The organism is Amycolatopsis sp. cg13, assembly GCF_041346965.1.
Lineage (GTDB): Bacteria > Actinomycetota > Actinomycetes > Mycobacteriales > Pseudonocardiaceae > Amycolatopsis.
The window spans coordinates 8,197,791-8,210,177 of sequence record NZ_CP166848.1 but is presented as its reverse complement, the minus strand read 5'-3'; the positions used below and the strand labels follow the sequence as shown (position 1 = coordinate 8,210,177).

The window sequence follows — 12,387 nt, the reverse complement described above, 5'->3', positions numbered from 1 at the left end:
CCGATGCCGAACCGCCGCCACCTCTGCTGGTCGGGCGACGATCCCATCCAGGGCCGCTGGTCGCTGGCCCACGGGGAAGGGGTCGCCGCGCATCAGCATGTGCGGGGACAGCTGCTGTACGCGGCAAGCGGACTGCTGGCCACAACCACCGAACGGGGCACCTGGGTGGCACCCGCTGATCGCATCTCATGGACGCCGCCCCACTTCGAGCACGGCCACCGCGCCTACGGCGAGACCGAGCTCAGCATCCTCGAAGTGCCCGCCGAGCTGTGCTCCGCGCTCCCCTCCACACCGACGGTGTTCACCGTGTCCGGGCTGCTGCGAGCCGCCGTCTTGAAACTGACCGGCGGCGCGACGCTGCGCCCGGACGTCGGCGACCGGCTGCTCCGGGTGCTGGTCGACGAGCTGACCGAACTCCCCGAGCAGTCGATGTACCTGCCCGAACCAGCCGACGACCGGCTCCGCGCGGTCACCGATCTCCTGCGCGGGAACCCGGCCGAGTCCGCCACTCTCGGCGAACTCGGCCGGACCGTGGGGGCCAGCGAGCGGACGCTGAGCCGGTTGTTCCGCGGCGAGCTGGGGATGAGCTTCTCGCAGTGGCGGTCGCAACTGCGCGTCCAGCACGCGCTGGTCCATCTCGGGCAGGGCCGCTCGGTCACCGACACGGCGCTGCGATGCGGATGGGCCAACCCGACCAGCTTCATCGAGACCTTCGCCGCGATCCTCGGCCAGACTCCGGGGAGTTATCAGGCCGAGCTTCGCGCGGCGCGGTGAGTTTCAGCCTCCGAAGCGGTGCGTCTCAGGTTGTTGCGGGTCATACGCCGCCCAGCCCGGCTTGCCTTCCCGCGCGAACGCCACCCAGGCGGCATGCACCTCCGCCGCGAGACCAGCCGGAGCGGCGTCCGGACCGAGCAGGCCGGTGTCGCCGTGCAGCCAGGGTTTATCGGCGAGGTCGAAGACGAACGGCAGCTCGACGGTGTGCGCGGCGCCGAGCCGACCGTCCAGAGCAGTGGAGCGATACCCGAACGAATAGACGTAAGTGCGGCCAGGTGAGATCTCAGCGTGCGCTCGTGCCATGCGAGTGGTGCCAGCTCCGAACAACAGCTCACCCAACTGATCGGCGGCGTCGTCCGATTTTCCCTGCGGTACCAGGTAAAGCCGTCCCTCCTCGGTATTCGTGCCGATCAGCAGATCGACGTCGCCGACCAGGCTGTCGGCAGGCTGCACCGGCAGGACCAAGCTGAACGGGCTGAGCCCAGCGAGGGGGTCTGCCGCGGTCGCGGTCCGCAGATCCAGGCCGGCCAGCGCGGGCAAGATATCCAAGAACCGCTCGTCTGGGATCTCAGCGAACGCCGCTGCAGTCGGTTCGACACCCAACGCCGCGGCAGCAGCCGCCGCAACCCGTCGCGCCTGCTCCGGAGTGAACGCACCAGTGCCGCTTCCACTTTGGACAATCGCGCGCCGGAACAACCCGTTGGCCTCCGGGGTCGCGAGCAGCGCACCGGTGAGCGTCGCTCCCGCAGACTGCCCGAACACCGTGACATTCCCCGGATCCCCGCCGAACGCGGTGATCGAATCGCGCACCCAGCGGAGCGCGGCGACAACGTCGAGCAGCCCGCGATTGTCCGGTGCTCCTTCCAGGGCAAGGAAACCCGGGATGCCGAGCCGGTAGTTCACCGTCACGAGAACGATGCCGTCACGGGCGAAGGCGCTGCCGTCGTAGAGCGCCGCGCGGGTCGACCCGGTGACGAACCCGCCGCCGTGCACGAAAACCATCACTGGACGGTGACCAGAGTCCGCGGCTGGCGTACGAACGTCGACCGTCAGATACTCCTCGCCAGGAACCCATCCCGGCCCGAAGTAGGGCGTCAGGTCGAGACGGCCGAAGTCGCGGACGGGCTGCGGCGCGGTCGGCGACGGCTGGGTCCCGTCGCGGAGTCCGGACCAGCCCGGATGCGGGGCAGGCGGAGCGAACCGGCCGGGACCGATCGGAGCGGCCGCGTAAGGGATGGCCCGGTAGAGCTCGCCCGCCGCGCCGCGTTGGCCGCGGACCGCGCCCGCCCCGGTCTCGACGACCGGATTGTCCTGCTGAGACACAAGAATCACTTCCTTCAGGAGATCCGGGAGAACCCGGCCCACTTCTTGATCGCGAACTTCGTCCCGTCCCGTTCGACCTCCGCCGCGCCCGAACCGGGGAAGTGCGCCGGGAACAGGAGCGCGTTGTCCTCGACGGCCCGGCCGAGCAGCGCGCGCCGGGTCGCCCGCGCCTCGGCCGGGTCCTCGCAGAAACAGGAGTTGGTCTCCGGCTCGGCGATCTGCAACGGGGTATGCACGAGGTCGCCGACGAACAGCGCCCGGTCGCCGCCGGAGTCCAGCGTCAGGACGGACGAACCGGGAGTGTGCCCCGGCGCGAGGTCGAGCCGCAGATTCTTGTCGATCCGGTACGTCCCGTCCCACAGCCGAGCCTGACCGGCCTGGTGCACCGGAGCGACGCTGTCCTCGAAAACGTTCTGGTTCCCGCGTCCGAGCACAGTCTCGTTTTCGCTGGCCGGGTCCCAGAACTCGAAGTCCCGCAACGGCATCAGGTAGGTGGCGTTCGGGAAGGTCGGCACCCAGGCGCGGCCGTCGAGGCGGGTATTCCAGCCGACGTGATCGATATGCAAGTGGGTGTTGACGACGACATCAACGTCCTCGGGTGAGATACCAGCGGCGGCGAGGCGGTCGAGGTAGCCGGTGTCGAGGCGGCTCCACACCGGCGCGTACGGCCGGTCCTTGTGGTTGCCGACGCCGGTGTCGACGAGGATCGTGCGGCCCTCGCTGCGCAGCAGCCAGGACTGGATCGCCGACTGGCATTCGCCGGTCTCCGGATCCCAGAAATCGGGGGCCAGCCAGCCGCGATGCTCGTCCCACGAGCCCGCCGGGCTGTCCGGGAAGAACTGGTCCGGGCGCATCTCGACCGACCCGGAGAACTCCTTGACGCGGGTGACCGTGACGTCGCCCAGAATGATCTCGTCCATGAGACCGAGCCTGGGCTTGTGAGCGACCCCGGACCACTCCCGCGTTTTCCTACCCCGCGCAGGGTGTGGCAGTGAGATCTCCCGCGGCGGATAGTGGAATCCATGACCGCTGGCCCGCTAGGCGACTTCCTGCACGCACGACGCGCCCGGCTGCGCCCCTCCGACGTCGGCCTGGCGGACGTCGGACCGCGCCGCCGAGTCGCTGGCCTGCGCCGGGAAGAGCTGGCGCACCTGGCCGGGGTCAGCGTCTCGTACTACACGCGGCTGGAGCAGGGACTCTCCCGAGGCGCGTCAGCCGAAGTACTCGACGCGCTCGCGCGGGCCCTGCAACTGGACATCCACGAACGCGCTCACCTCGACCGTCTCGCCGACGCAGCCCGCCGCACTCCCCAACCGCGCCGCCCACGCCCGGAAAAGCTGGCCGACGAAACGCGCGATCTCCTGCGCGCAGTCGACAGCGTTCCCGCGCTGGTGCTCGGCCGCCGCACCGATGTCCTGGCCTGGAACACCCTCGGCCATGCCCTGCTGGCCGGGCACCTGGACCTGGCCCAACGCCCCAACCTGAGCCGGATGCTGTTCCTGGACCCGCACTGCCGCGAGCTGTACGTGGATTGGAAACGCAAGGCCCGCGCGGTGGTCGGCAACCTGCGCATCACCGTCGGAAAGCACCCGGACGACCCGCTGCTGGCCGAACTGATCGGCGAGCTGACCATGAAGAGCCCGGAGTTCGTCTCACTGTGGCGAGACCACCGGGTCGGACCCTGTGACGCCGACTCGTACGAACTGCGGCATCCGTTGGTCGGGCGGGTGAGCGTGACACAGCAGACGTTGTCGGTGGCTCGGTCGCCGGAGCAGGTGCTGATCGTGTGCACGACTCCGGCCGGGTCGGCTTCGGAGGAGGCGCTGACTTTGCTGAAGCAGGTCAGCGCTCCGGAGCCGATCAGAACGGCAACTGCCGACGCAACCGGTTCAGCCAGCGTTCGACCGTATCCTGCGGCTGCCCAGGATCATTAGCCGGCGCGGCCTCCGTGACCGCCTCCTGGACGTGCGAGCCCACCGTCCCCGCGTACTGCGGCAGCGCGTAAACCACCTGCCAGTAACCCTCGCGCAGCTGCACGGAATTGACCCGCACATACCCGGCAGTGCCGCGCGCCAGGTCGAAGCCGTACCGGCCCTCCGTCGGCTCCGGGACCGCCGAGGTCACCACGACGACCGTCGGGCGAGCGTTCGCGACCACGTCGGTCGGGTTGGCTCCGTGGGCGATCGCGCGGTCGTTGAGGCCGATGTAGTCGATCGATTCCCAGCCGCTGAAGTACGGGATGGCACCCGCGTCCGTCACCGCGAGGGTGCGGTTCGCGGCCGGGACTTCCGCCTTCGCGAGGCCCTTGCCGATCGCGATGTGCGCGCGCTGCAGGTCCGGTCCGTAGTTGGTGATCGCGCCGAGGTCCGGTGCCGTCGCGCCCGCCCACGCGGACCAGCCGACGGCGACCGCGCCCAGCGCCGAGCCGACCACGCGGCTGCCCAGCGTCCCGACGGCCAGCGCCGCGCCGAGGCACAGCACCGGTACTGCGTGGTCAGCGAAGCGGTCTAGGTAGTCCATCGTCGGGCCGGAGACCGCATACGTCACGTACGTGACACCAACAGTGACGACCAGTAGTACGCCAACCGCGCGCGTTGCCCGGCGGAACAGCAGCGAGAGGGTCAGCAGCAGCAACGGCAGGAGGACCAGCGTCGTGTGCTTCGTCCAGATCCAGCCGAGCGAGAGGTTTCCGAACTTCACGTAGAAGGTGTTGGGCAGCAGCTGTCCGTAGAACTGCCAACGCCAGCCGAAATAGCCCGCGCCGACCAGCGCCGCGGCCGCCGTCCACAGCCACTGCGCCCGGCCGCGCTGCCGCACCAGCCACCACAGGACGACCGGCAGCGCGGCCAGCGCGCCCTCCGGGCGGATCATGCCGAGCAGCACCAGCAGGGCAGGCGGTTCCCACGCGCGCACCCGCGTCCCGTCGAGCACCCGGAGCCCGAGCACGACGACCCGCAGCAGCACCGCGGCGAACGCGGCGGTTTCGAGGCCGCCGGTGATGTGGAAGTAGGTCGGGAGGAACACGACGTACGCGCCGGCCCCGACGAGCAGGCCCAGCATCCCGGCCCGGCGGTGTCCCTCGCGCAGGAGCATCGCCAGCGTGACGAGCCCGAGCACCAGCGAGGTCAGCTTCGTGAACAGCGGCAGCGCGACGCCGAGCACCGAGCCCAGCGCACCCCACACGACCCAGGCGAAGTTCGTGAAGCCCTCGACCGGCTGCCCCCGCAGGTTCCACACCGGACCGTGCCCGTCCGCGAGATTCGCGGAGTAGCGGAAGCTGATGAACGCGTCGTCGATGGTGAAGAACCAGGCCGCCCACGCGCCGATCAGGAACACGACGAGGAGCCCGAGCGACGCGAGCACTACCGGCAGAGCCCGCTTCCGGCGGTCCTCTTCCGGCACTGTCGAATCGATGTCGGCGTGGACAGCCGTCATACCCTGCTCCCTGGCTGTGGACAACGATCGCCACCTTACCGGGTGAATTTTCCGGCACTTCGGCGCGCTGCGCAGGTCGTGGTGAGCGACCCGATTCTCCGGTGACTCGCTAGCTCGGCTCCGCGTGAGCTTCCAGCGTCACCGAGTCGATCTCAGCCAGCAACTCCGCCTTCGCCGCCTCCCCCAGGAACGAAGCCTCCACCGCGTTCCTCGCCAACGCAGCCACCTCAGCCGCCCGCAAACCGAGGGTCGTCGCGACCGCCAGGTACTCGCCTTCCAGCGTCGCGCCGAACATCGGCGGATCGTCGGTGTTGAGCGTGACGACGAGTCCGTGGTCGAGCATCCGCCGCACCGGATGCGCCGCGATCGAGGGGACCTGGCGGGTTCGGACGTTCGACGTCGGGCACACCTCGAGCGGGATGCGGTGTTCGGCGAGGTACGCCAGCAGCGCCGGGTCCGTCGCGCAACTGGTGCCGTGGCCGATGCGTTCCGCGCCGAGGTCGTGGACGGCCGACCAGATCGTCGCCGGGCCGCTCGTTTCCCCGGCGTGCGGCACACTGTGCAGACCCGCTTCGCGCGCGGCGGTGAAGAACGGCTCGAATTGTGCCCGGCCGACGCCGATTTCCGGGCCGCCGAGGCCGAAGCTGACCAGTCCGTCCGGACGTTCCCGCAGCGCGAACACCGCGGTCTCCCGGCCGGCCCGGACGCCCTTCTCTCCGGGAATGTCGAAGCACCAAGCCAATTCCACGCCGTGCTCGGTCTTCGCGACGGCACGGCCGTCGACAAGCCCGGCGAGCAGTTCGTCGCCGGGCAGGCCGTCGAGGAGATGGTTGTACGGCGTGACAGTCACTTCGGCGTAGCGGACGTTCTGGCGCGCGAGTTCCGCGGCCAGCCCGATCACGAGCGTGCGGATGTCGTCGCGGTCCTTCAGCATCGACTGCACCGCCCAGTAGACCTTGAGGAAATTGTCGAAGTCGCGGAACGCGAAAAACTGTTCCAGCGCAGCACGATCCGTGGGCACGTCGGCTTCCGGATGCCGCCGCGCCAGCGCGAGAACCGTGTCGACGCTGGCGGATCCGACGAGGTGGACATGCAGTTCGACCTTGGGCAGGGCATGAACGAACGCGCGCGGGTCAAGCATGAGGAGGCTCCCTGAAAACAGAATGAGGTGACGGAGAAAGGAAAACGGGACGACTCAGGGAGCGAGGTCGCCACGGTCGCGGTCAGCTCCGTAGAGCGGCAGCTGGAACTCCGGCACGGCCTCCACTGTAGCGGAGACCAGCCGCAGGGAACGGAAACGGACAAGAGCAAGCCGTTACCGGCGATGGCTCGGCCGCGCCTGGTTGAACAGCACCGTGCTGCAGATCAGCACCAGCCCGGCCACCGCGAACCCGACCACCGGGCTGATCAGCAGCACCACCGCGCTGATCACGCTCGCGGCGAAGGCCACTTGCAGGCAAGCCCACAACCCGGGCGTCACCCAGGCCAGCGCACCGGACGCCGCGCACACCCACCGGCCCCGCGCGACCGGCTTGCGGTGCCGTCCCGGACCTCTGCGGGCGAAGACTTTCGTCGCGGCGGCCAGCATCTCGTCGCGGGTGGCGATCCGCCGCCCGCCGCGGGCCGGTGCGACGGCCGCGCCGAATTCGACGCGTTCCACCCGCCCGGCGCGGTCGTCGTCTAGCGGGCCGGTGTTCCCCAGCGGTAGAGTCATTTCGTCTGGTCCTTTGCGTAGCAGCGAGTTTCAGACATCCCGTGGCCCCCTGTTCCCGCAGGGGGCCACACCTGTTTCCCCGGGCGCGCGGTTCGATAGTTCCCATCTTGGCCACGAGCGCACACCGACCTCGATAGCCACTGACGGTCGTCTCGCCGAGCGGCGCCCAGCGGTCGATTAACGGCAAAGAGACACGACGAACTACCGTGCGCAATATCAGTCCACCGGTTCGGCCCAGCGCTTGTGCGAACTTCGGTGAAAACGAACTGCCGGGCCGAACTCCGGTTCGCACGCGTCCAATCAGACGCCGACCTGCACTCGCCTGGATAAACGTCCGCGTCGTCCTTCACGCGCGCGTGCATCGGCACGGGACAAAAACGCCCGGAAACCTCGATGCCAGCGGCGACTAGTAGCGCATCGGGAACCGCTTTTCATCACTCACAAGAGTGGTAGCATCGATTGACGAGAAAGGATCAAGAAGAACTGCCACCGCGGAGCAGCCGGACGCGACCGAGAGTCCTGACCAGTGATTTTCTCGCGGAAACCGGACCGCTGGGCCAACATTGGCATTCAGCCAACCCGACGCGAAGTCCCCCGCTCATCGCTCACCGGAAGGCATCTGCCGACTGGAATATGCATGCCTTCCAGGCTGAGCCAGAATATTCTTACCTGCCTTGCCGCCACGGCTTCCAGCGACCCCGGATCCGGCTCGCCGGAATGCTGCCGATCAGCCAATAACGCTGCCGCACTGGACAAATCCCGGCCATGAACAGGACGGAGCCCGCATCCCCTCGATCACCGCGAGAAAACCGGCCCGACGCCAAACAGGTGAACCTATCGGCCCATTTCGGGATTGTGCAAGTCCGCGCCTTGCTTCGGCATATTCCATCCTCGATCCTGAGTTGAATATGCCAGCGAAAGACAACGGCTTGACAAGGAAGAAACCATGAGTTCTTACGATCCGGACACCGTGAGTTCTTCGCTCGACGCCACCGCCTGGCAGCGGCCTTCGGCGTGCGGCGGCAACGGCGGGGACTGCGTCGAAGTGAATTTGAGCGATCCCGATCTTGTCGCGGTACGGGATTCCAAGATCGGCCGTTCCCCCGCGCTCGTCTTCGACAATCAGGAATGGGAGGCCTTCGCCGGAGCACTGCGCGAGGGGCAGTTCGACCGCTGACAGATCATCATCCCGGTCCCCGTTACCTTTTTCGTGGTTCCTGATCAAGGAGCTGTGGTCGCCAGGCTCGGCATGACTTTGTCCCCTGTCGCAGGCATGATCCGGGGGGTGGTGTCACCGGGTCTGGTGGCATCGACCGACCGCTGATAGGGACACGGCCGCCGGAAAGGCAGGTCTCGTCGCAGGCGTGGGTGCCGGCGCTCGATGCCTGACCGGCGACCACCCGGGACTCGGCGAAAGACTTGGTGATGAGCAGAAGTTTCGGGGTGTTCCTCGGCCTGGACGTCGGCAAGGACGCCCATCACGCGGTCGGATTGACCACCGAGGGCGAGCGGTTGCACGACGGGCCGCTGCCCAACAGCGAACCCAAGCTGCGGGCGCTGTTCGACACGCTCGCCGTCCACGGGCCGCTGCTGGTCGTGGTCGATCAGCCCGCGACGATCGGGGCATTGCCGGTCGCGGTCGCCCGCGCCGCGGGTCACCAGGTGGCCTATCTGCCCGGCCTGGCGATGCGCCGCATCGCCGACCTCTATCCCGGACGCGCGAAGACCGATGCGCGGGACGCGTTCGTCATCGCCGACGCCGCCCGCTCCCTGCCGCACACCTTGCGCCCGGTCGACGTCGGCGACGACGCGCTGGCCGAACTGGACGTGCTGATCGGCTTCGACGACGACCTCGCCGGCGAAGCCACCCGGATCGGCAACCGCATCCGCGGCCTGCTCACCGGCATCCACCCCGCTCTCGAACGCGCCATCGGCCCTCGGATCAGCCATCCGGCGGTGCTGGAAATCCTGTCCCGCTGCGGCGGCCCTGCCGGAATCGCCAAGGCCGGACGCCGCAAGCTGACCGCGATCGCGAAGGCCCACGCGCCCCGCATGGGCGAACGGCTGGTCGAGTCGATCACGACCGCGCTGGACGAGCAGACCGTCACAGTCCCTGGCACCGCAGCCGCCGACACGGTCCTGCCCAGACTGGCCGACAGCCTGAAAACCGTTCTCCAGCAACGCAAACAAGTCGCCGAGCAGGTCGAGGAGATACTCGATGCGCACCCTCTTGCCGGGGTCCTGACATCGATGCCCGGCATCGGCGTCAGGACCGCAGCCCGCATCCTGCTCGAAATCGGCGACGCCTCCAGCTTCGCCAGCTCCGCACACCTCGCGGCCTACGCGGGCATCGCACCGGTCACCCGCAGCTCCGGGTCCTCGATCAAGGGCGAACACCCTGCCCGCACCGGCAACCGCAAACTCAAGCGAGCGTTCTTCCTGGCTGCGTTTGCCGCCCTGTCCGACCCGACCAGCAGGGCCTACCACGACAGAAAGAGAGCGGAAGGCAAGAAACACAACGCTGCGCTGATCTGCCTCGCACGACGACGCTGCGACGTCCTCTACGCCATGCTCCGCAACGGCACCCACTACCGCCACCCCGAACCCGCCGACCAGCCCGCTGCGGCTTGACAACCACATAGGGACACCCCCCGCCCGAAACACGTCCCGGACGACCGCACGGGCTCCGCCCGTCTTGGCCGGGAGGAATGCTAGGACTACTATGCTTTCGTGCCCGGCAACGGTATCGCCCCCTTCCCCGATCGGACGGCTCGCGCCTCGTGAGCCGGCTTTCCGTCGAGGCCCAGCTTGTCGAACTGGGCAAACTTCTCGTCGCCGCCCGCGTCGAACGCGGGCTGACCCAGGGCGAACTCGGCGACGCCCTCGGCTACACGCAGCCGAACATCAGCAAGATGGAGCGCGGCCGGACCCGCGTCCACCCGCACCTGCTCGACAAATGGATCGACATCCTCGAGGTCGCGCCCGCCGAGGCGGCGACGATGCGGCAGTACAACCAGGCCTCCCGCGCCGACCGGGTGTGGAACGCCCGCCGCCTCGCGGCCAGCCCGGCCTGGTTCCATCCGGTGTTCGAGGCCGAGCAGGAGGCCGCGATCGTCCTGAAATGGACCGGCGAGCGCATCAGCGGAATGCTCCAGACCGAGGACTACATGATGGAGCAGTTCCAGGCCTACGGCCGCACCGACGTGACGGACGCGGTGCACGAACGCAAGCTGCGGGCCAAACTCCTCGACGACTACCCGGAGCGGACGTACAAGTTCATTCTCAGCGAAAGCGCGGTCCACCGGCTGACACGGGCGCGCACGGACAACCCGTACGTCGCGCTCGGCCAGGTCCGGCATCTGCTCGGCCTGGCCCGCAACCATCCCGGTGCGACGATCCGGTTCGTGCCGTTCGACAAAGGCCCGTTGCACGTCGGCCCCGATTTCACGATTTTGCAGTTCGCCAACAACAAGCTCGACCGTTCCTTCGCCGAAACGTCGAATGGCGTCCAGACGTTCATGAACGAGTCCGAAACCTACGACACCGATCTGCAATCGTGGGAATCCCTTTCGAGTGTCGCCCTTTCGGCGGAGGAATCGGCAATTCTTCTCGAAGAAGCCGAAGCGGATCTGATCAGCACCCGTACGCCCGCTGTCCGGCGGCCCGGAGACCGGCTACGCTGATCCCGCGCCGTCGACCACGAGGAGAAACTGGTGACTGGCCTGGAACACGAGCCCTTTCCGCCGCCGGGGATCGACCTCAGCCGCCCCAGCGTGGCCCGCGTCTACGACTATTACCTCGGCGGAACCGCCAACTGGGAAATCGACCGGCAGTTCGCCGAACGCATGCTGCGCGATTATCCGATGGTGCGCCCGATCGCTCAGGCCAACCGGCGGTTTCTGCACCGGGCGGTCCGGCATCTGGTGCGCGCGGGAATACACCAAATCGTCGACCTCGGTTCCGGCGTTCCCACCATGGGGCACGCGCACGAAATCGCCGAGCAGATCGCCCCCGGAAAGGTGAATGTCGCGTACGTCGACTGCGAACCGGTCGCCGTCGCGCATTCCACCAGCCTGCTGCGCGAACAGGGCGACCCCGCCCGGCACGTCGCCCTGCACGCCGACCTGCGCGACCCGCCGCGGCTGTGGTCCCTGCTCGCCGGCTCGGGCGTCATCGACCTCGACCGGCCGATCGCGCTGCTGCTCATCTCCGTCCTGCATTTCGGGCTGCCGCCCGCTCCGGGCAGCGGCCGCACCGAAGACCTCGGACCCAGCGTCGTCGCCGCCTACCGCGATCTCCTCGTTCCCGGCTCGTACCTGGCGCTGTCCCACGTCACCGCCGAGGGCGTCCCGCCGCACTGCGAGCAGCTGCTCGCCGACGCCAAGGAGCGCTACGCCGAGGCGGGCACCGATCTCGTCTACCGCAGCCGGGCCGAGATCACCGGCCTGTTCGGGGACTTCGCCCTGCTCGAACCCGGCGTCACCTGGACCCCGCTGTGGCATCCGGAGGAGGCGGGCCCGAACGACCAGCCGCTCCTCCTCGGCGCGGCCAGCGAGTCGCTGCTGCTCGCCGGGGTGGCGCGCAAGGCGTCACACATCTGAAATGACGGAGATTTGCGTTATCTCAGTCATTACGCTAACTTGAGCCGCATGGACGAGGACTGGGAACTCGCGTTCGCCGACGACGCCGGCCGCCACTTCGCGCGGCAGTACGGCATGACGCCGATGACCGGGCGCGTGATCGGCTGGCTGCTGCTCTGCGATCCGCAGCAGCAGACGATCGCCGAACTCGCGAGCGCGCTGCGGGCCAGCCGCAGCGCGGTCACCAGCGCGATCAGCGAACTCGAAGAGTGGTCCTGGATCCAGCGCACGCGAACGGCCGGGGAACGGGTCGACCGCGTGCGGCTCGCCCCGGACGTGTGGCTGCGGCTGCTCGACAACCAGTCCGAGTACGCCTCGCTCAGCGCGCTGGCACAACGCGGGCTGGACGCGATGACCGGCCAGCCCGCGGAACGGCGGGCCCGGCTGGAAGAACTCGCGGAGTTCACGAAGTTCCTCGCCGAGCGGATGCCCGAACTCGCCGTCGAATGGCGTGCCCGGCGCGAAGCCTTGCACCGCAAGTAAATCCGGCTTCACCACGCG

The 12,387-nt window shown here is 68.4% G+C and carries 12 protein-coding genes; 7 read left to right on the top strand and 5 right to left on the bottom strand.

Annotation, left to right across the window (positions count from 1 at the left end; translation table 11 throughout):
- Nucleotides 1-3 precede the first annotated feature (3 nt).
- On the top strand, nt 4-774 hold the full coding sequence (locus AB5I40_RS38455; protein WP_370935069.1) for a helix-turn-helix domain-containing protein: 771 nt from the start codon (nt 4-6) through the stop codon (nt 772-774).
- A gap of 3 nt (nt 775-777) precedes the next feature.
- Here AB5I40_RS38455 and AB5I40_RS38450 read toward each other — a convergent pair whose 3' ends face one another.
- Both AB5I40_RS38450 and AB5I40_RS38445 read right to left on the bottom strand, forming a co-directional pair.
- Complete coding sequence (locus AB5I40_RS38450) at nt 778-2,097, bottom strand: carboxylesterase/lipase family protein (RefSeq protein WP_370940693.1); 1,320 nt, start codon at nt 2,095-2,097, stop codon at nt 778-780.
- A gap of 14 nt (nt 2,098-2,111) precedes the next feature.
- A complete protein-coding gene (locus tag AB5I40_RS38445) occupies nt 2,112-3,017 on the bottom strand; it encodes an MBL fold metallo-hydrolase (RefSeq protein WP_370935068.1) in 906 nt (301 codons plus the stop codon).
- Between the two features lie 102 nt (nt 3,018-3,119).
- Between AB5I40_RS38445 and AB5I40_RS38440 the strand changes: the two genes are divergently transcribed.
- Complete coding sequence (locus AB5I40_RS38440) at nt 3,120-4,031, top strand: helix-turn-helix domain-containing protein (protein WP_370935067.1); 912 nt, start codon at nt 3,120-3,122, stop codon at nt 4,029-4,031.
- On the opposite strand, the gene AB5I40_RS38435 is transcribed toward AB5I40_RS38440, so the two are convergent.
- The 3 genes from AB5I40_RS38435 to AB5I40_RS38425 form a co-directional block, all read right to left on the bottom strand.
- Nucleotides 3,958-5,532: a hypothetical protein gene (locus tag AB5I40_RS38435; RefSeq protein ID WP_370935066.1), complete on the bottom strand. Its 1,575-nt coding sequence runs from the start codon at nt 5,530-5,532 to the stop codon at nt 3,958-3,960. The two genes, AB5I40_RS38440 and AB5I40_RS38435, sit on opposite strands and share 74 nt — an antisense overlap.
- Nucleotides 5,533-5,641: 109 nt before the next feature.
- Entirely contained in the window at nt 5,642-6,673 is a 1,032-nt protein-coding gene (gene add / locus AB5I40_RS38430; protein WP_370935065.1) for an adenosine deaminase, read from the bottom strand.
- Nucleotides 6,674-6,847: 174 nt separating this feature from the next.
- On the bottom strand, nt 6,848-7,246 hold the full coding sequence (locus AB5I40_RS38425; protein ID WP_370935064.1) for a hypothetical protein: 399 nt from the start codon (nt 7,244-7,246) through the stop codon (nt 6,848-6,850).
- A 946-nt stretch (nt 7,247-8,192) separates the two neighbouring features.
- Between AB5I40_RS38425 and AB5I40_RS38420 the strand changes: the two genes are divergently transcribed.
- From AB5I40_RS38420 to AB5I40_RS38400, 5 genes are all read left to right on the top strand, one after another.
- Nucleotides 8,193-8,423 carry a DUF397 domain-containing protein gene (locus tag AB5I40_RS38420; protein ID WP_354750633.1) on the top strand — a complete coding sequence of 77 codons (231 nt, stop codon included), beginning with the start codon at nt 8,193-8,195 and terminating at the stop codon, nt 8,421-8,423.
- 248 nt (nt 8,424-8,671) lie between these two features.
- Nucleotides 8,672-9,877, top strand: a complete 1,206-nt coding sequence (locus tag AB5I40_RS38415) for an IS110 family transposase (RefSeq protein ID WP_370935063.1) — start codon at nt 8,672-8,674, stop codon at nt 9,875-9,877.
- Nucleotides 9,878-10,026: 149 nt separating this feature from the next.
- On the top strand, nt 10,027-10,929 hold the full coding sequence (locus tag AB5I40_RS38410) for a Scr1 family TA system antitoxin-like transcriptional regulator (RefSeq protein ID WP_370935062.1): 903 nt from the start codon (nt 10,027-10,029) through the stop codon (nt 10,927-10,929).
- Nucleotides 10,930-10,959: 30 nt separating this feature from the next.
- Nucleotides 10,960-11,847 carry an SAM-dependent methyltransferase gene (locus AB5I40_RS38405; protein ID WP_370935061.1) on the top strand — a complete coding sequence of 296 codons (888 nt, stop codon included), beginning with the start codon at nt 10,960-10,962 and terminating at the stop codon, nt 11,845-11,847.
- Nucleotides 11,848-11,895: 48 nt separating this feature from the next.
- A complete protein-coding gene (locus AB5I40_RS38400; protein WP_370935060.1) occupies nt 11,896-12,369 on the top strand; it encodes a GbsR/MarR family transcriptional regulator in 474 nt (157 codons plus the stop codon).
- Nucleotides 12,370-12,387: the final 18 nt, after the last annotated feature.